General features: G+C 66.5%; 17 protein-coding genes. 8 read left to right on the forward strand and 9 right to left on the reverse strand.

Translation table 11 applies throughout. The features are described from left to right. Positions 1-116: 116 nt before the first annotated feature. The 3 genes from AC3A4T_RS00330 to AC3A4T_RS00340 all read left to right on the forward strand — a co-directional run bounded on the left by AC3A4T_RS00330 (position 117) and on the right by AC3A4T_RS00340 (position 3,404). Positions 117-365 (forward strand): hypothetical protein, encoded by a 249-nt coding sequence (locus tag AC3A4T_RS00330; protein ID WP_487673577.1) that lies wholly within the window; start codon positions 117-119, stop codon positions 363-365. Beyond that, positions 362-847, forward strand: a complete 486-nt coding sequence (locus AC3A4T_RS00335; protein WP_487673578.1) for a GNAT family N-acetyltransferase — start codon at positions 362-364, stop codon at positions 845-847. Before AC3A4T_RS00330 ends, AC3A4T_RS00335 begins: the two co-directional genes overlap by 4 nt. 469 nt (positions 848-1,316) lie before the next feature. Continuing rightward, positions 1,317-3,404, forward strand: coding sequence for a phosphocholine-specific phospholipase C (locus AC3A4T_RS00340; protein WP_487673579.1), 2,088 nt, complete (start codon positions 1,317-1,319; stop codon positions 3,402-3,404). Positions 3,405-4,182: 778 nt separating this feature from the next. Here the strand turns inward: AC3A4T_RS00340 and AC3A4T_RS00345 are convergent. Continuing rightward, the gene (locus AC3A4T_RS00345) at positions 4,183-4,830 is read right to left on the reverse strand and encodes an NUDIX hydrolase (RefSeq protein ID WP_487673580.1); all 648 of its coding nucleotides are present in this window, start codon (positions 4,828-4,830) and stop codon (positions 4,183-4,185) included. A 186-nt stretch (positions 4,831-5,016) separates the two neighbouring features. On the opposite strand from AC3A4T_RS00345, the gene AC3A4T_RS00350 reads away from it, so the two are divergent. The 4 genes from AC3A4T_RS00350 to AC3A4T_RS00365 all read left to right on the forward strand — a co-directional run bounded on the left by AC3A4T_RS00350 (position 5,017) and on the right by AC3A4T_RS00365 (position 9,489). After that, on the forward strand, positions 5,017-6,495 hold the full coding sequence (locus AC3A4T_RS00350; RefSeq protein ID WP_487673581.1) for an amino acid permease: 1,479 nt from the start codon (positions 5,017-5,019) through the stop codon (positions 6,493-6,495). A gap of 245 nt (positions 6,496-6,740) precedes the next feature. Beyond that, positions 6,741-8,177, forward strand: coding sequence for an amino acid permease (locus tag AC3A4T_RS00355; protein WP_487673582.1), 1,437 nt, complete (start codon positions 6,741-6,743; stop codon positions 8,175-8,177). A gap of 119 nt (positions 8,178-8,296) precedes the next feature. Continuing rightward, the gene (locus AC3A4T_RS00360) at positions 8,297-8,935 is read left to right on the forward strand and encodes a methylthioribulose 1-phosphate dehydratase (protein ID WP_487673583.1); all 639 of its coding nucleotides are present in this window, start codon (positions 8,297-8,299) and stop codon (positions 8,933-8,935) included. Then, positions 8,932-9,489 (forward strand): 1,2-dihydroxy-3-keto-5-methylthiopentene dioxygenase, encoded by a 558-nt coding sequence (locus AC3A4T_RS00365; protein WP_487673584.1) that lies wholly within the window; start codon positions 8,932-8,934, stop codon positions 9,487-9,489. The genes AC3A4T_RS00360 and AC3A4T_RS00365 overlap by 4 nt, the downstream gene beginning before the upstream one ends. Positions 9,490-9,522: 33 nt before the next feature. On the opposite strand, the gene AC3A4T_RS00370 is transcribed toward AC3A4T_RS00365, so the two are convergent. Beyond that, positions 9,523-9,795 carry a hypothetical protein gene (locus AC3A4T_RS00370; RefSeq protein WP_487673585.1) on the reverse strand — a complete coding sequence of 91 codons (273 nt, stop codon included), beginning with the start codon at positions 9,793-9,795 and terminating at the stop codon, positions 9,523-9,525. A gap of 160 nt (positions 9,796-9,955) precedes the next feature. Between AC3A4T_RS00370 and mtnC the strand changes: the two genes are divergently transcribed. Beyond that, positions 9,956-10,651 carry an acireductone synthase gene (mtnC, locus tag AC3A4T_RS00375; RefSeq protein WP_487673586.1) on the forward strand — a complete coding sequence of 232 codons (696 nt, stop codon included), beginning with the start codon at positions 9,956-9,958 and terminating at the stop codon, positions 10,649-10,651. 175 nt (positions 10,652-10,826) lie between these two features. On the opposite strand, the gene AC3A4T_RS00380 is transcribed toward mtnC, so the two are convergent. The 7 genes from AC3A4T_RS00380 to hisA all read right to left on the reverse strand — a co-directional run bounded on the left by AC3A4T_RS00380 (position 10,827) and on the right by hisA (position 17,290). Beyond that, positions 10,827-11,036 (reverse strand): hypothetical protein, encoded by a 210-nt coding sequence (locus tag AC3A4T_RS00380; protein WP_056111953.1) that lies wholly within the window; start codon positions 11,034-11,036, stop codon positions 10,827-10,829. A 14-nt stretch (positions 11,037-11,050) separates the two neighbouring features. After that, entirely contained in the window at positions 11,051-11,503 is a 453-nt protein-coding gene (locus AC3A4T_RS00385) for a type II 3-dehydroquinate dehydratase (RefSeq protein ID WP_487673587.1), read from the reverse strand. Positions 11,504-12,133: 630 nt separating this feature from the next. Further along, complete coding sequence (locus AC3A4T_RS00390) at positions 12,134-12,784, reverse strand: YdeI/OmpD-associated family protein (protein ID WP_487673588.1); 651 nt, start codon at positions 12,782-12,784, stop codon at positions 12,134-12,136. 83 nt (positions 12,785-12,867) lie between these two features. Then, positions 12,868-14,517, reverse strand: a complete 1,650-nt coding sequence (locus AC3A4T_RS00395) for a calcineurin-like phosphoesterase C-terminal domain-containing protein (protein ID WP_487673589.1) — start codon at positions 14,515-14,517, stop codon at positions 12,868-12,870. 508 nt (positions 14,518-15,025) lie between these two features. Then, positions 15,026-15,694: a bifunctional phosphoribosyl-AMP cyclohydrolase/phosphoribosyl-ATP diphosphatase HisIE gene (hisIE, locus tag AC3A4T_RS00400; RefSeq protein ID WP_487673590.1), complete on the reverse strand. Its 669-nt coding sequence runs from the start codon at positions 15,692-15,694 to the stop codon at positions 15,026-15,028. A 37-nt stretch (positions 15,695-15,731) separates the two neighbouring features. Next, entirely contained in the window at positions 15,732-16,547 is an 816-nt protein-coding gene (gene hisF / locus AC3A4T_RS00405) for an imidazole glycerol phosphate synthase subunit HisF (protein WP_487673591.1), read from the reverse strand. Beyond that, positions 16,541-17,290 (reverse strand): 1-(5-phosphoribosyl)-5-[(5-phosphoribosylamino)methylideneamino]imidazole-4-carboxamide isomerase, encoded by a 750-nt coding sequence (hisA, locus tag AC3A4T_RS00410; RefSeq protein WP_487673592.1) that lies wholly within the window; start codon positions 17,288-17,290, stop codon positions 16,541-16,543. The genes hisF and hisA overlap by 7 nt, the downstream gene beginning before the upstream one ends.

The raw sequence follows: 17,290 nt of genomic DNA on the forward strand, positions 1-17,290 counted from the left end.
CGTGCGTTTGCACGCTGGCGCTGGCGCTGCTGATCGGGTGCCAGCCATCGGCACCCGATCACGACGCCGCATCCGGCCCGACCGCGGCGTGCCGCACACCGGAGCAGCTGCCGCAGATGCATCGCCCCGGCTGGTGCGCGCTGCCGTCTGACGTGCGCGCGTTCGCGAGCGAGCACGAAGACCTGCGCGGTTTCTCCGGCGGCGAGCCGTCCGACTACGAAGCGATGCAGCACCTGCAGCAAGAAGCCGAGCAACGCCTGCGGCACGAACGCGAACAATGGGCGAAGCTGCGCGCTCGCCATCAGCGCGACCCGGCCACGACCGCGTGGCTGGACCGCTACGGCGAGGAGACGCAACTGCGATGAACTCCAACGATCCCGCTACCGCCGACAACGGCGGCTATGTTTTCGCCGCCGCGACCGAGTCCGATCTGAACCGACTGATCCCGGTGTTGCGGGCGTTCTACGAAGTCGAACATCTGCCCTGGAACGAAACGGCCCTGCGCCGCGCCTTGTCGGTGCTAGTTGCCGATGCCAACGCCGGGCACCTGCGCCTGATCCTGCGCGACGGCGAGATCGCCGGTTACTTCGTGCTGGGCTTTTGTTTCAGCCTGGAATTCGGCGGCCGCTTCGGCCTGCTCGACGAATTGTTCGTGCTGCCGGCGCATCGCGGCGGCGGCCTGGCCAAGCGCGCCCTGGCCGAAGTCGAAGCGCTGTGCCGGGCCGAAGGCCTGGATGCGTTGCGGCTGGAGGTCAACGACGACAACGCGCACGCGCGCGGCATCTATGAGCGCGCCGGCTATGTCGCGCATCCGCGGCGCTTGATGACGCTGTGGTTGCAGGCCTGAATCGAATCGCCGCCGCGCCGCCCTAGCGAACGACGAAAACCCGCCATCCCACTGTAGGAGCGGCGCAAGCCGCGACCACGAAACAACACGAACGCCGAACCTCGAACCGCGTGCGTAAACCGCGAAATCCGCGGCGCTACTCAATCGGCTTAATCCATACGATCGCAACTCACATCGCTTCTGCATCGGCATTCATCGCACCACTCAGGCGCCGGAATACGAAAGAATTCGCGGCCGTACAGTTTCGTTTCACTGTTGCAGTCATGCAGGCATGCAAGCGACGCAACACACGCGCAATGCAACGCCGCGGCGATCATCCCGCCGAATCGCTCCGCCAACGCAGGTCGCAATTTCCAAAGCGTGACTGGCAACGCTCACCGCAATGCCATGATCCTGCAACCTGCGATCCGCACGCTGATGCGCTTCCCGACGGCAGGATGCCGTGCCCGCCCAGCTTCGGAGCAAGGCCTTGGTTTCCTCGAATCGTCGCGACTTCCTCAAACTCGCCGGCGGCGCCGCCGCGCTGAGCCTGCTTCCGCCCTCGATCCGCGCCGCCCTGGCCACGCCGGCCGCGCGCGTGACCGGCACCATCCAGGACGTGCAGCACGTGGTGATCCTGATGCAGGAAAACCGCTCCTTCGATCATTACCTGGGCGCCTTGCGCGGCGTGCGCGGCTTCGACGACCCGCGGCCGATCCCGCTGCCCGGCGGCAAGACCGTGTGGGAACAACCCAAGACCGCGACCAACCCGAACAACGTGGTGCTGCCGTTCCACCTGGACACCGCGAGCACCGCCGCGCACTGCCTGGCCGACATCGACCACAGCTGGAAAGGCGCGTATTCGCGCTGGAAGGACTACAACGCCTGGATCTCGGTCAAGGGCCCGATGTGCATGGGCCACTTCACCCGCGAGGACATGCCGTTCTATTACGCATTGGCCGACGCGTTCACCGTGTGCGACGCGTACTACTGTTCGCACCACGGCCCGACCAATCCCAATCGCATGCATCTGTTCGCCGGCACCAGCGGCATGACCGTCGGCGATCTGGGGCCGCAGGCGGTCAACAACGCCGACGACGGCAACTGGACCGGCGACATGGCGCGCGACAAGCCGACCTTCGTCGGGCACAAATGGACCACCTACGCCGAACGCCTGCAGAACGCCGGCATCGCCTGGCGGGTGTACCAGGAACACGACAACTACGGCGACAACTCGCTGGCCTACTTCGCCAACTTCCGCAAGCTCGATACGAATTCGCAGCTGTACAAGCGCGGGCGGGCCATCGTCCCGGGCTCCAACGAAGCCAACGCCAAGACCTCGCGCGGCGAGCACCTGATCGCCGAGTTCGCCAAGGACGTGCGCGAAGGCACCCTGCCCGCGGTGTCGTGGATCGTGCCCTCGTACATCATGAGCGAGCACCCCGAGGCCACGCCGGCCTACGGCGAATCGCTGACCGCGCGCTTGCTGGAAGCGCTGGTGGCCAATCCCGAGGTGTGGTCGAAGACCGTGTTCATCATCAACTACGACGAGAACGGCGGCTTCTTCGATCACCTGCCGCCGCCGTTGCCGGCGATCAACGCCAACCTGGGCAAGAGCACGGTCGACACCGCCACCGAGAACTACAACGGCATCCCGGTCGGCCTGGGCGTGCGCGTGCCGATGTTCGTGATTTCGCCGTGGAGCAAGGGCGGCTGGGTCAATTCGCAGGTGTTCGATCACACCTCGGTGCTGCGTTTCCTGGAAGCGCGCTTCGGCATCGCCGAGCCCAACATCAGCGCCTGGCGCCGCACCGTGGCCGGCGATCTGAGCACCGCGTTCGACTTCGCCAATCCCAACGCGGCGTGGCCGACGCTGCCGGACACCGCATCGAGCATGGCCAACGCCGATGCCAGCTGCAAACTCGCCAAGCCCAGCGCGCCGGCGCAGCCGCGCATGCCGCGCCAGGAGCGCGGCCAGCGCCCGGCGCGCGCGCTGCCGTACGAGCTGCGCGTGGACGGTCGTATCGAGGCTTCGAGCGGGCGCTACTGGCTGGACTTCGGCAACGACGGCATCGCCGGCGCCTGCTACAACGTCTACGCCGGCAATCGCAGCGACGGGCCGTGGTATTACACGCTCGACGCCGGCACCCAACTGTCGGATTACTGGAGCGCCCGGCAATACAGCGGCGGCGTCTACGACCTGTCCGCGTTCGGGCCGAACGGGTTCCTGCGCGCGTTCCGCGGCGATCTCAACAAGGCGCTGAGCGCGACCGGCGCCAATCCGGAAATCTCGATGCGTCACGATGCCGCTGGCGAGCGCCTGGTCCTGAACTTCGTCAACACCGGCAAGGCCGCGTGCCGCCTGACCCTGAAACCCAACCGCTACAGCACCGCCGCCGCGCGTCAGTACGCGCTGGCGCCCGGCGCGCGGCTCAGCGACCACTGGCCACTCGCCGCGAGTCAGCACTGGTACGACCTGAGCATCACTTCCGACACCGATACCGGTTACCTGCGGCGTTTCGCCGGGCACGCGGAAAACGGCGCGGCGAGCTTCAGCGATCCGGCGATCGGGGCTTGAATTCGATCGGTCATCGATCGAGGTAGACGCCGCGCGTTGTCGTTGAAGCACGAGAAGACGTAGCGACATCACAGTCCCTGTAGGAGCGACGTAAGTCGCGACCGCGGCATGTCGATCACGTCGAAACCTGCGCCGCAGTTGTGGTTTCGCGGTCGCGGCTTACGCCGCTCCTACAGGGTGGCCATGTGGCTCTAGTCTGAGATCGGGTTTCGATTCCCGAAGGGCGCCGCGCACCAAGAGGCAAAGTGGCGACGTTGCAGCTCTTGTAGGAGCGACGTGAGTCGCGACCGCGGCATTTCGACCACGTCGGAACCTGCGCCGTAGTTGTGGTTTCGCGGTCGCGGCTTGCGCCGCTCCTACAGGGAGGCCATGTGGCTCTCGCCTGAGGTCGGCTTTCGATTACCGAAGGGCGCCATTTAGCTTTTGCTTGAGTCTGATGTCGCGCAGTTCACCCAGCACCGAGAAGTCGCTGATTAGCGTTAGCAAAAGAACACCCGTGGGGCGGCGCACAGGGATGTGCGCCGCCCCACGGGTGCGCTGTTGTTAACGCGAGTCCGTGGCATCGCAGCGCTGGATGAACTGCGCGGCTTCAAGCCCGAGCAAAAGCCGCGTGCCTACCTGTAGGAGCGGCGCAAGCCGCGACCGCGAAAATACAACTACGGCGCGAGTTTCGACGTGGCCGACATGCCGCGGTCGCGACTCGCGTCGCTCCTACAGGGCCCGCAACCGCCACGACGGCGCGCGCGTGGCGTACTCACGCGACAACCATCCCGCCGGCTCAGCCGCCCGAACCACCACGCGCCAACCACTTCCCCGCCATCCGCCGCATCGACTCATCGCTGCCCGGATCGTCGAGCAATTCGGAAATCTCGCGCCAGGCCAGATCCAGCGATTCCTCGCTGATCACGTAGTCCTCGTTGTCGCCTGCGCGCACCACGTAACGCAGGTCGTAATGCCAGTGACCGGGCACGTCGCGGCGCTCGGGGATCCAGTGACGGTCCACGTCGAACAGCTCCGGATCCACCGACAGCCCGGTCAGGCCGGATTCTTCCTCGGCTTCGCGCAGCGCCACCTGGGCCAGATCGCGGTCGCCGTCGGCATGGCCGCCCAGTTGCAGCCAGCGGCCGAGTTTGCGGTGGTGGGTCAGCAATACCCGCCGGCCGGCGCGATCGATCAGCCAGGCGCCGCCGGTGAAATGGCCGGCCAGGCGCTCGCGCAGAAACGGGTCGGCCGGCGGCGCCGCGTCGTGCTGCGCTGCGTCATCGGCGCGGTCGATCGTGCCAGGCACGCCCTCGGCGGCACGCGCGGCCTCGTCGAGCAAGTCCAGAAACGGCTGCGTATGTTCCGCCTCCGCCGGCCAACGTCGCGCATATTCGATGAGATTGGAACGAAGTTCGCCGATGGCGTCGGAATGTTTCGCTGGCATGTGCAAACTGCAGTGTGGCTGGCGGTGTGGGGCGCGATTATGGCGGCAAGAACCATGACGATGTGAGCTTGCCGGTGATTTCCACCCTGGGTTAAGGTGGCCCGCCGCCCCGCTCCGGGGTCGGTCATCGTCGTCATCAGAACGGCGGGCACGTAGATCACTTCTTACGAGAGAGAGGGGAGTTCGATGTCGAGAGGCCTGTTCATCACCAAACCCGTGGCGCCAGCCGGCCACGTGGACGCCGGCGAACCCGTGGAGGGCGGCCTGGAAGGCGAGGCGACGCTCAAACGATCGTTGACCGCGACTCAACTGGTGATGCTCGGCATCGGCGCGGTGATCGGCGCCGGTATCTTCGTCCTGTCCGGTCATGCCGCGGCCGAGCATGCCGGCCCGGCGATCGTGCTGAGCTTCGTCGTCGCCGGCATCGCCTGCGCGCTGGCCGGCCTGTGCTACGCCGAGTTCTCGGCGATGATGCCGGTCTCCGGCAGCGCCTATTCGTATTCCTACGCCACCCTGGGCGAGTTCGTCGCCTGGTTCATCGGCTGGAACCTGGTGCTGGAGTATCTGTTCGCCGCCTCGACCGTCGCGGTCGGCTGGTCGGGCTATCTCAACAGTCTGCTCACCACCTTCGGCATGGGCCTGCCCGCCTCGCTCGCGGCCGCGCCGCTGAACGTGGTCGACGGCAGCATCGTCTACACCGGCGGCCTGATCAATCTGCCGGCGGTGGCGATCATCGCGGCGATCAGCGGCCTGTGCTACGTCGGCATCACCCAGTCGGCGTTCGTCAACTCGATCATCGTCGCGATCAAGGTCGTGGTGATCACCCTGTTCGTGGCCTTCGCCGCCAAGTACATCAACCCGGACAACTGGGTGCCGTTCATCCCGGAAAGTCAGGGTCCGGGCAAGTACGGCTTCGACGGCATCATCCGCGGCGCCTCGGTGGTGTTCTTCGCCTACATCGGCTTCGACGCGGTCTCCACCGCCGCCGGCGAGGCCAAGAACCCGCAGCGCGACATGCCGATCGGCATCCTCGGCTCGCTGGTGATCTGCACCATCATCTACATCATCGTCGCCGGCGTGCTGACCGGCCTGGTGCCGTACCACATGCTGAGCACGCCCAAGCCGGTCGCGACCGCGCTGGAAGCGTTCCCGGCGCTGGGCTGGCTGAAGTTCGCGGTCGAGATCGGCGCGATCGCCGGCCTGAGCTCGGTGATCCTGGTCATGCTGATGGGCCAGCCGCGCATCTTCTACTCGATGTCGAAGGACGGCCTGCTGCCGAAGTTCTTCGCCAAGGTCCATCCGAAGTTCCAGACCCCGTACATCGGCACCATCATCGTCGGCATCTTCGCCGCGCTGCTGGCCGGCTTCCTGCCGATCGGCCTGCTCGGCGAACTGGTGTCGATGGGCACCCTGCTCGCCTTCGCCACCGTCTGCATCGGCGTGCTGATCCTGCGCAGCACCCGCCCGGACCTGCCGCGTCCGTTCCGGGTGCCGCTGGCCGTGCTGGTGTGTCCGCTCGGCGCGATCGCCTGCCTGTACCTGTTCTGGAAGCCGTTCTCCGAGCATTGGCACCTGATGACCGGCTGGACCGTGATCGGCATGCTCATCTACTTCGGCTACGGCTACCGCAACAGCAAGCTGCGCAAGGCCGCCAACGCGGCCTGAGCGGCGCGCAAGTCCTCAAGGCCGGCGGGGTTTTCCGCCGGCCTTTTTCCATTTCATGTAACGCGCATCGCATCGGCGATCGGATTCGAGTCACCAGGCCCGGCGGCGTTTGATCGTCATCCTCGCGAACGCGGGGATCGCTCGACTTCAAAGCGTCCCGCATGAAAGGCCCTGGATTCCCGCATTCGCGGGAATGACGAGCGGAAGGTCGCCGCACGGCCGTAAGCAGCACCAGGAAGAAACACATGCTGGGACAACTCTGGGCGACCAAACACCCGCACGCGGCGCATACCGAGGCCGAGGGCCTGAGCCTGCACCGCACGCTCGGCCCGTGGGGCCTGACCGCGCTGGGCATCGGCGCGGTGATCGGCGGCGGCATCTTCGTGATCACCGGCAAGGCCGCGGCCGAGCACGCCGGCCCGGCGATCATGCTGTCGTTCATTCTGGCCGCGATCTGTTGCACGTTCTGCGCGCTGGCCTATGCCGAGTTCGCGGCGATGGTGCCGGTCTCGGGCAGCGCCTACACCTACACCTACGCGACCCTCGGCGAGCTGGCGGCCTGGTTCATCGGCTGGATGTTGATATTGGAATACGGCGTGTCGGCGTCGGCGGTCGCGGTCAGCTGGACCGGGTATTTCCTGAGTTTGCTGGAACATTTCGACATAACCCTGCCGGCGGCGCTGGTGCAGGCGCCGCTGGACGCCAAACTGCGTCCGACCGGCGCGATCGCCAACCTGCCGGCCGCCGCGATCGTGTTGCTGCTGACTTGGCTGTGTTACGTCGGCATCCGCAAGTCCTCGGCCATGAACATGGCGATGGTGATCCTGAAATCGGGCCTGATCGTGCTGGTGATCGCGGTCGGCTGGAAGTACGTCAATCCCGAACTGTGGACGCCCTTCATCCCCGAATCGCAAGGCCCGGGCAAGTACGGCTGGGAAGGCGTCCTGCGCGGCGCCTCGATGGTGTTCTTCGCCTACATCGGCTTCGAGGCGGTATCGGTGGCGGCGCAGGAATCGCACAAGCCGCAGAAGGACATGCCGATCGGCATGCTCGCCTCGCTGGCGATCTGCACCGTGCTCTACATCGGCATGGCCGCGGTCATGACCGGGCTGGCGCCGTACACCACCCTGGGCACCGATGAGCCGGTAGTGACCGCGATCGCCGCGCATCCGGCGCTGGGCTGGCTGCGCCTGGTGGTCGAGATCGGCGCATTGGTCGGCTTGTCGTCGGTGGTGCTGGTGATGATCATCGGCCAGCCGCGCATCTTCATGATCATGGCGCGCGACGGCCTGCTGCCGCCGGTGTTCACCAAGATCCACCCCAAGTACCGCACCCCGCACATCAACACCGTGATCACCGGCGTGGGCATCGCTCTGCTGGCGGCGCTGTTCCCCCTCGACATCCTCGGCGACATGACCTCGATGGGCACCCTGATCGCGTTCGCCACGGTCTGCCTGGGCGTGCTGATCCTGCGCCGCACCCAACCCGACCTGCCGCGCCCGTTCCGGATCCCCTTCGTGTGGCCGGTCTGCCTGGCCGGCATCGTCAGCTGCCTGATCCTGCTGTCGACCATGACCGCGCACAACTGGATGCTGATGGGCGTGTGGACGGCGGTCGGTTTTGCGATCTATTTCGCTTACAGCGTGCGGCATAGCAATCTGCGGAAGAGCCGGGATTCGTGATTCGGGATTAGGGATTCGGGGATAAACGGGGCACCGGCCAGCCGCTGCTTGCCAATCCCGAATCCCCAATCCCCAATCCCGGCTGCCAAGCGACACACCGGGGCGCTAAACTCGCCCCCATGAACAGCGCCCTGCCCTACGACCCGCAACGCCTGTCGCACTGCGCCGGGGAAATCATCGTCAACGTGCGCGAACTCGCGCAGCGCGGCTGGACCCCGGCCACGAGCAGCAATTTCTCGACCCGGATCGACGCCGGCCATGTCGCGATCACCGTGTCCGGCCGCGACAAAGGCCGCCTGACCGAGGCCGACATCATGGTCGTCGACCTCGACGGCACGCCGGTCGCGACCAGCCACCGGCCCTCGGCCGAGACCTTGCTGCATACCCAGTTGTACAAGCGCTACCCGCAGGTCGGCTGCGTCCTGCACACCCATTCGCAGACCCAGACCGTCGCCTCGCGCCTGTACGCCGGCCGCGGCCACGTGCATCTGGAAGGCTACGAGCTGTTGAAAGCCTTCAGCGGCAACACCACCCACGAAATGGCGCTGGAGTTGCCGGTCTATCCCAACACCCAGGACATGCCGACCCTGGCCGCCCAGGTCGACGCCACCCTCGACCGGCAGCCGATGTGGGGCTATCTGATCGATGGCCATGGCCTGTACGCCTGGGGCCGCGACATGGCCGAAGCGCGACGCCATCTGGAGGCGTTCGAATTCCTGCTCGGATGCGAACTCGAACTCAGGAGACTGCAGCGATGAGCCGTCTGCGCATTTTCGCCGAAGACCAGACCGACACGCCGCGGCTGACCACCTCCGACCAGGCCGAAATCGCCAGCGAACTGGCCAAGATCGGCGTGGGCTTCGAACAATGGCAGGCCGCGCAGCCAGTGAAGCCTGGCGACAGTTCCGAAACGATCATGGCCGCCTACCGCGCCGACATCGACCGTCTGATCGCCGAGCGTGGCTTCAAGACCGTCGACGTGGTCAGCATCGCCCCGGACAACCCGCAGCGCGAGACCATGCGCGGCAAGTTCCTCGACGAGCATTACCACAAGGAAGACGAAGTGCGTTTCTTCGTCGCCGGCTCCGGCCTGTTCACCCTGCACGTCGAGCCGAACGTGTACGAGATCAAGTGCGAACAAGGCGACCTGATCTCAGTGCCCGACAGCACCCTGCACTGGTTCGACATGGGCCCGGAACCGAGCTTCGTGGCGATCCGTTTCTTCACCGAGCCGGACGGCTGGGTCGGCCATTTCACCGGCACCGACATCGCCCAGCAATTTCCGCGCTACGAGAAGGGCCAGGCGGGCTGAGCCGCCTGGCTCGCGCCGGATAGCCGCTTGAGCTCAGTCGCCCAGGCGTCTGAGCTCGACCACGTCGGCCAGCACCAGCGGGTCGAAGCGCCGCAGCTTGGTCACATCGTTGAGTTGCCAGACCGCCACGTCGCGGTTCATGCGCAGGTGCAGCTTCAACTCGGGAATGATGTCGTCGGTCGGGATCTTGATCAGCACCCTGCCCGGCGCGATCCCGTATTTGCCGATCAGTTCGATCGCGTCGTTTTCGTTGATGGAGTGGTTTTCCGGGGTGTCGGCGATGAGAACGAGCGCTTCGAGGGTCATGCGAATGGTCCGATCGGACCGGAATGGCCCGCTTATCTACAACAACGTCGCCGCCGCCATGGCGTGAACCCTGTCCGCCGTCGTCCGGCGCGATTTTTTGCCTGAGCGCCGCCGCAAAGGCGACAATCGGCGTCCCCGCCTCGACTCGTCCCCCGACCCCATGCCCATCCGCGCCATCCTCACCGACATCGAAGGCACCACCAGCTCGATTTCCTTCGTCAAGGACGTGCTGTTCCCGTACGCGCGCCGCGCTCTGCCCGGTTTCGTCGCCGCGCGCGGACGCGAGCCGGCGGTGCGCAAGTGGCTGGACACGGTCGCGCTGGAGAACGGCGGCGCCTGCCAGGACTCGGTCATCGTCGAGGTGCTGCAGGGCTGGATCGACGAAGACCGCAAGCACACCGCGCTCAAGGCGCTGCAGGGCATGATCTGGGCCGACGGCTACAAGAGCGCGGACTTCACCTCGCACATGTACCCCGACGCGGCGCCCGCGCTGCGCCAGTGGAAGGACGCCGGCCTGAAGCTGTACGTGTATTCCTCCGGCAGCGTGCCGGCGCAGCGGCTGCTGTTCGGCCACAGCGATGCCGGCGATCTGACCGAGCTGTTCTCGGGTTGGTTCGACACCGAAGTCGGCGGCAAGCGTGAGGCGGCGAGTTACGCGCGCATCGTCGAAGCGATCGGCCTGCCGGCGGACGAGATCGTGTTCCTGTCGGACGTGGTCGAGGAACTCGATGCCGCGCGCGACGCCGGCGTCGGCACGGTGCTGGTGGATCGTCTCGACGATTATCCGCAGCCGCGCGAAGGCGAAGCCACCCATGGGCATGTGCGGGTGACGGGGTTCGATCAGGTCGTGGTTTGATTCACTCGGTTTGAGCGACGCTCACCGACGTTTGAAATTTCGCGGTCGCGGCTCGCGCCGCTCCTACAGGTAGGCCATGTAGGAGCGGCGCGAGCCGCGACCGCGTCATTTCAACAACGGCGCAAACTCAAGCGGGCAACGCAACCCGCAACCGCCCATCGACCAACAGCCAACGCTACAACCGGCTCAAATTCCGCACCCGCACTTCATCGCGCTCCACCCCGTGCTCGTTCGCGGCGCGCTGGCGGATCAGGTTCAACAGTTCGGCCGGATCGAATGCGCCGGTCTCGGCCGGCGCGTAGTCGAGCGTGGTCTGCCCCCACACGATGAACCGGCCGCCGACCAGGATTTCGTAGTCGGCGAAGTAAAAATAATGCGCGCTCATGCTGCGGCCGCGGCTCAGGTGCCGACGTGGACGTCGTTGCCGCTGTCGGCGCAGCCCAGGTGCTCCAGCGCGATCGCCAGGGCCAGGGTGTAGCTCTGCGCGGAGTAGCCGTGCACCCGACGCAGGCGCTGGCCGCAATGCGGCGCGATCGACGGCTCCGGTGCGCTCATGTCGTCGTCGTGAACCTCGATGTAGGGCACCGGCAATTGCGCCAGGGCGCCGCGCAGGTTGGCGCTCGCGGGCAGGCAATCGCCCGGATCAAGCAACAGCAGTTCGGTGTTGGCCGCGCGCATGCCGCGCAGGCATTCGACCAGTTCGTTTTCGTTGCGGCAACTGCGCACGCAGATCGCCTTGCCGGCGCTGGCCGCGCGTTCGACCAGCGCGGCGCGCACTTCGCCGGACAGCGGGGGGACCATCGAATCGACGGCGGCATCGGTATTGGGGCCGCGCACAATCAGGATCGACACGTCGGGACTCACTGCGCACTCGGAGCGGTGCGCCTGGAAGCCACTGTAGGAATCGGGGGCGTAAAGGCGCTATTCGCGCGGTCGCGGGTGGCGTAAAGCCTGCGTCAATTCCTGGTGGAGGGTGTTCGTATGGTTGTGGTCGTGAGCTGCGGCCAGAGGCCCTCACCCGCGCCTTCGGCGCGACCTCTCCCGCTAGCGGGAGAGGTATTCCGATCGGCTCCGTCGTCGGGGGCTCTTTGGGGAAAAGCTTCGGGTCCGATGCTTTGTTTGCGATCGCCGTGCGCGTGTGGGTTCGAAAGCCTCAATATCCGAGTCGAAAGCGCCAGGATTGGAACCTCTGCCACGACATAACTCGATGCTTCGATGCTTCGATGCTTCGATGCTTCAATGCTTCGATGCTTCAATGCTTCAATGCTTCAATGCTTCGATGCTTCGATGCTTCAATGCTTCAATGCTTCAATGCTTCGATGCTTCGATGCTTCGATAATCGGCAAAATCAGAACACCTCTCCCGCTCGCGGGAGAGGTCGCGCCAAAGGCGCGGGTGAGGGCCGCCCGATCGCCGCGGATCCATGACAAGCCCGAAACCGCGCCAGTCGCTGGCAAGGACATTCAGCCCTTGCCCCATCGATCAAGCGTGAACCTTTTCCCCGCGCGCCAGCATCGCCACCAGCTTCTCGATCCGCGCCGCGCGGGTCTTGGGCGTTTTCGCGGTCATCACCCGCCACAGCACCGCATAGCGATTGGTGCGATCGATCTGTTCGAAGAACGCGCGCGCCTCGGGCCGCGCTGCCAGGGCCGCGGCCAAGTCTTCGGGAATTTCCGCGGTCGAGGCCGGGTCGTAAGCGGCGTCCCAGCGACCGTCGGCCTGCGCCGCGGCGACCTCGCGCAGGCCGCCCTCGCGCATGCGGCCTTCGGCGGTCAGCCGCTCGACCTTGCCGATGTTGATCTTCGACCACAGCCCCTTCGGCCGGCGCGGCGTGTAGCGCTGCAGGAAATAGCAGTCGTCGAAACCGCGGCGCTGGCCGTCGATCCAGCCCGTGCACAAGGCCACCTCGATCGCCTGATCGTTGCTCATGCTGGCGACGGCCTGGCCTTTCTTGGCGATCTTGGCCCACACGCCCTTGGCCTCGGGGTGAGCGAGTATCCAGCGTTCGAACGCGGCGGCGTCTTCGAACACGATCACCGGCAGATCGTCCGCGGCGCCCTTGGGTGTCGCACTGGTACCGCCCTTCGGCTTCGCGCTAATAACTTCTTTGAGCGTCGCGCTGTTACCTCTCATGGACGATGGCGTGACAGCGTTCTTGGCCTTCGCGCTCACATCGCCCTTGGAGGTCCCACTTACTCCGCCCTTTGGCTTCGCGCTCACGGCGCGGCCTCCAGCAACCGATACGAGCTGCGCAGACGCTGCTCGCCGTGCCAGCGGTCGAACACCCGCACTTCGATCGCATGCTCGCCGGCGGCCGCATCGGTCGGCAGCGGCGCGTTCCACAGATGCGGCGTCGGCGTGGCGATCGCGGCGCGATCGTAGCCGCGCAACCGCTCGGCGGCGTCGTCGCGCGCGTTTTCGGCAAGCAGCGCCGGGTCGGGCTGTTCGACCCGCTTCATCGGCTTCCATTCGCCGTCGTCCAAACGGTACTCGACCCGACTGTCGTCGGCGCCCATGAAGACATTGGCGTAGATGCCGCGGATCGGATACGAACCGCGGCGCAGGGTCTTCGGCGCGTACAAACGCAGGTATTGATTGGCGACCGCGCTGGATTCCAGCGCCTTGCCCGCGCTCGGCGCCGGATGCCAGCTCAACGCGTACTCGGCGTTCGCCCGCACCGACAGGCGCGCGTAGCCGTTCGGCGTGCCGTCACTCATGGTGCTATCGGGCAGGCCCTGCGCGTCCTTGACCCCGGACCAGAACGCGCCGCAGGCCGCGCCTACGTTGTATTCGTGCAAGGGCGTCGCACCGTGCCAGCCGTCGGCGGCATCGTGATGGACATGGCGCTGCGTGTGGCTGTGTCCACTCAGCACCAGCACGTGCGGGAACTCGCGCAGCAGCGCGAACAGCCGATCGCGATCGGCGTGGCGGAAGGTTTCGCGCCCCGGCGCGGCGTCGAACAGCGGGATGTGCATCGCCAGCACCAGCAGCCGGCGCTTGTCGGCGCCGGCCAAGTAACGCTCGAGAAACGCGAACTGATCGGCGCGCAGACCGCCGATGTAATCGGGCTTGCCGCCGGGCTGATAGACCACGTCGTCGAGCACCACGAAATTCGCCTGCGGTTCTTCCCAGGCGAAGGTGTCGGGGCCGTAGACATGGCGAAAGCTCAGTAGCGAGTCCTGATCGCTGGTGGCATCGAAGTCGAGATCGTGATTGCCGGGCGCATGCAGCCACGGCACGCCCAGGCGCGCGGTCACCTGGTTGAGCTTCGCGTACAGCGACAGGTCGTCGTGGGTGATGTCGCCCAGGCTCAGGCCCAGGTCGGCGATGCCCTTGCCGCGGCTTGCGGCGCGCAAGGGATCGACGATGTCGCGGCGGTAGTACTCGACATCCATCGCGCTCTTGGTCTGCGGATCGGCGAAGACCAATACGTCGAGATCGGTCTCGCGCGGTTTGCGGTCGATCGCCAGCGGGTAGTCGCGGCAGGTGGTCGAACCCTCCGGCATGCCGCCGTATTTCAGTTTCGCGGTATCGCGCGCCAGGCCGTCGGCGGTGCGCAGGTTGAGCCAGTAATCCGGCAGGCCGCTGTCGATCCGCGACGGCGTCGTGTACCCGGCCGGCTTGATCAGGAACTGACTGGTTTTGTCGGCCGCCGGCAAGCGATAGCGGCCCTGCGCATCGGTCGTGACGATGCGTTCGCCGTCGGACACGCGTTGATTCGCCAGGCCCGGCTCGCCGGCATCGAGGCGGCCGTTGCCGTTGCGGTCCTCGAACACCCTGCCCTCGCAGGACGGCGCGGCGGTCTGGGCCGCGACGGCCGGGGCGATCAGGGTCAGCAGCAAGGCGGCGGATGCGAATGGGCGCATGGCGGGCTCCGTGGGTCGGGGCCATTATGCGGTGGCTGTGTGTATCGCGTGCTTGCACGGGTGTGCACAGGTGGGCGGGCGGCGCGCGTTGTTGTCCATGGGAGTTCCGCCGTGGATGCGGTGTCGCGGTCGCGGCTTGCGCCGCTCCTACAGGGGGCGCCCCATTGCCGTCGCGATCTGACGTTTCAGACTGTAGGAGCGACGTGAGTCGCGACCGCGCCATAGCGACAACGACAAAATCTTGTTTCGCTCGGATAGGAGTTGCGTCATAACTGCGGTTTCGCGGTCGCGGCTTACGCCGCTCCTACGGGGGGCGCCCCATTCTCTTCGCGATCTGACGTTTCAGGCTGTAGGAGCGACGTGAGTCGCGACCGCGCAATGGCGGCTACGGCGAAACCTTGATCGCCCGGATGGGAGGTGCGTCGTAGCCGCGGTGTCGCGGTCGCGGCTTACGCCGCTCCTACAGTTTGCCCACGGGGCTAGCGGCGGCGTGGCGCCAATGCACGGGTCAACCCGCCGGCTGCGATCCCCGATGCGGTTTGCCATGGCGTTCGCGCAACACCGCGACCGCGTCGCTCAGCGACAGGCCGCGTGCGCGCAGCAGGACCTGCAGGTGGAACAGCAGGTCGGCGGCTTCGCCGCACAGGGCCGCGTCGTCCTGGGCGACCGCGGCCAGCGCGGTTTCCACGCCCTCTTCGCCGACCTTCTGCGCAATCGAGCGCACGCCCTTGTCGAACAGCGCGGTGGTGTAGCTACCCTGCGGCCGCTCACGTTCGCGCGTCGCGATCAGCGCGTCGAGTTCGCCCAGGAACGCCAGCGCGTCGTTGGACGCGTCAGACGATTCAGACACGCCGGCCGCGCTGGGAAAACAGCTGTCGCGGCCGAGGTGGCAGGTCGGGCCGTGCGGCTGCGCGCTGACCAGCAAGGTGTCGCGGTCGCAGTCGGTTTCGATCGATACCAGGTCCAAGAAATTCCCCGATGTTTCGCCCTTGGTCCAAAGTCGCTGCTTGCTGCGGCTGTAGAAGGTGACGTGGCCGCTGTCCAGGGTCGCCCGCAGCGCGGCGCGATCCATGTAGCCGAGCATCAGCACGCGCAACGAGGCCGCGTCCTGGACCACGGCCGGGATCAGCCCGTCCTGCTTGTCCCAGTCCAGGGCGTCGATCTGCTGCGGCGTCAACGACGCGCTCGCGGGGATCGTCGTAGGAACGGTCTGATCAGTGGAGTTCGCGGACGCTGACACCGTGTTCTCGCAAGGCTGCCTTGAGGACCGGAATGCGGATGCTGCCGGAGTGGAACACGCTCGCCGCCAACGCCGCGTCGACGTCGGCGTCGCGGAACACCGCGCCGAAATGCTCGATCGCGCCGGCGCCGCCGGACGCCACCAGCGGCACCTCGCAGATCGCCCGCACCGCGCGCAGTTGTTCGATGTCGTAGCCGCTGCGCACGCCGTCGCTGCCCATGCAATTGAGCACGATTTCGCCGGCGCCGAGTTGCTGCGCCTCGACCACCCAATCCAGGGTGCGCTTGGCCAGGGCCTGGGTGCGCGAAGGATCGCCGGTGTACTGGCGCACGCGCCATTCGCCGTCGGGGTCGCGCAGGCTGTCGATGCCGACCACCACGCATTGCACGCCGAACTCGGCGGCGATCTCGCCGATCAGCTCGGGCCGTTCCAGCGCCGGGGTATTGATCGAAATCTTGTCGGCGCCGGCGTTGAGCACGCCGCGCGCATCGTCCACCGAACGGATGCCGCCGGCCACGCAGAACGGAATGTCGATCGCTCGCGAGACCCGCTCGACCCAGCCGCGGTCGACGCTGCGGCCCTGCGGGCTGGCGGTGATGTCGTAGAACACCAGCTCGTCGGCGCCGTCGTCGCGATAGCGCAAGGCCAGTTCGACGATGTCGCCCATGTCGACGTGATCGCGAAAACGCACGCCCTTCACCACCCGGCCGTCGCGCACGTCCAGGCACGGCACGATCCGGCGGCTCAGCTGCGAGCCGCCGACCGCGTCAGTGTTTGCAGCATTCAACATCGACGTACCTGTTTGAGTGCATCGGTCAATTGGAAACGGCCTTCGATCAGCGCCTTGCCGAGCACCGCGCCGCTGCAGCCCACGCTGTCGGCGGCGACGATGTCGGCGATGTCGCGGATGCCGCCGGAGGCCTGCAACTGCACGTCCGGGGCGATCGAATGGATATGCCGGTAAAGATCGAGGTTCGGCCCGGTCATGGTGCCGTCGCGCGAGACGTCGGTGCACAGCAGATGGCGCAGGCCGGCCTGGGCGTAGCGTTCGAGCAGGGTTTCCAGGCGCACGCCGCTGTCCTCGGTCCAGCCGGCGACCGGCAGTTCCCAGGCGCCGTCGGCGGTCTGGCGCACGTCCAGGGCGATGGTGATACGCTCGGAGCCGAAACGCTTGAGCCAGCCGATCACCAGGTCCGGGTCCTTGACCGCGAGCGAACCGACCACGACCCGGTCGGCGCCGGCATCGAGGATCGCCTCGACATCGGCCTCGCTGCGCACGCCGCCGCCGGTCTGCACGCGCATCCAGCTGGAGGTGGTGATCGCGCGCAGCAGCGGCGCCAGGGTGTAGCCGCCGTAACGCGCGGCGTCCAGGTCGATCAGGTGCAGCCACTTGGCCCCGGCCTCGGCGTAGCGCGTGGCCAACGCCAGCGGTTCGGTCTCGTAGCGGGTTTCCTGGGTGTAGTCGCCCTGGTGCAGGCGCACGACCCGGCCGTCGCGAACGTCGATCGCGGGGTACAGCGTGCTGTTGCCCAT

Source organism: Lysobacter sp. Soil_N_51, assembly GCF_057655755.1.

Excerpts from the sequence above, each read along its gene's own strand:
- AC3A4T_RS00365 (WP_487673584.1), top strand. The coding sequence starts at position 8,932 with ATGAGCCGTCTGCGCATTTTCGCCGAAGACCAGACCGACACGCCGCGG.
- AC3A4T_RS00360 (WP_487673583.1), top strand. The coding sequence starts at position 8,297 with ATGAACAGCGCCCTGCCCTACGACCCGCAACGCCTGTCGCACTGCGCC.
- hisA (WP_487673592.1), bottom strand. The coding sequence starts at position 17,290 with ATGGGCAACAGCACGCTGTACCCCGCGATCGACGTTCGCGACGGCCGG.
- hisF (WP_487673591.1), bottom strand. The coding sequence starts at position 16,547 with ATGTTGAATGCTGCAAACACTGACGCGGTCGGCGGCTCGCAGCTGAGC.
- AC3A4T_RS00380 (WP_056111953.1), bottom strand. The coding sequence starts at position 11,036 with ATGAGCGCGCATTATTTTTACTTCGCCGACTACGAAATCCTGGTCGGC.
- AC3A4T_RS00390 (WP_487673588.1), bottom strand. The coding sequence starts at position 12,784 with ATGAGAGGTAACAGCGCGACGCTCAAAGAAGTTATTAGCGCGAAGCCG.
- AC3A4T_RS00355 (WP_487673582.1), top strand. The coding sequence starts at position 6,741 with ATGCTGGGACAACTCTGGGCGACCAAACACCCGCACGCGGCGCATACC.
- AC3A4T_RS00345 (WP_487673580.1), bottom strand. The coding sequence starts at position 4,830 with ATGCCAGCGAAACATTCCGACGCCATCGGCGAACTTCGTTCCAATCTC.
- AC3A4T_RS00330 (WP_487673577.1), top strand. The coding sequence starts at position 117 with ATGCATCGCCCCGGCTGGTGCGCGCTGCCGTCTGACGTGCGCGCGTTC.
- AC3A4T_RS00395 (WP_487673589.1), bottom strand. The coding sequence starts at position 14,517 with ATGCGCCCATTCGCATCCGCCGCCTTGCTGCTGACCCTGATCGCCCCG.
- mtnC (WP_487673586.1), top strand. The coding sequence starts at position 9,956 with ATGCCCATCCGCGCCATCCTCACCGACATCGAAGGCACCACCAGCTCG.
- AC3A4T_RS00335 (WP_487673578.1), top strand. The coding sequence starts at position 362 with ATGAACTCCAACGATCCCGCTACCGCCGACAACGGCGGCTATGTTTTC.
- AC3A4T_RS00350 (WP_487673581.1), top strand. The coding sequence starts at position 5,017 with ATGTCGAGAGGCCTGTTCATCACCAAACCCGTGGCGCCAGCCGGCCAC.
- AC3A4T_RS00370 (WP_487673585.1), bottom strand. The coding sequence starts at position 9,795 with ATGACCCTCGAAGCGCTCGTTCTCATCGCCGACACCCCGGAAAACCAC.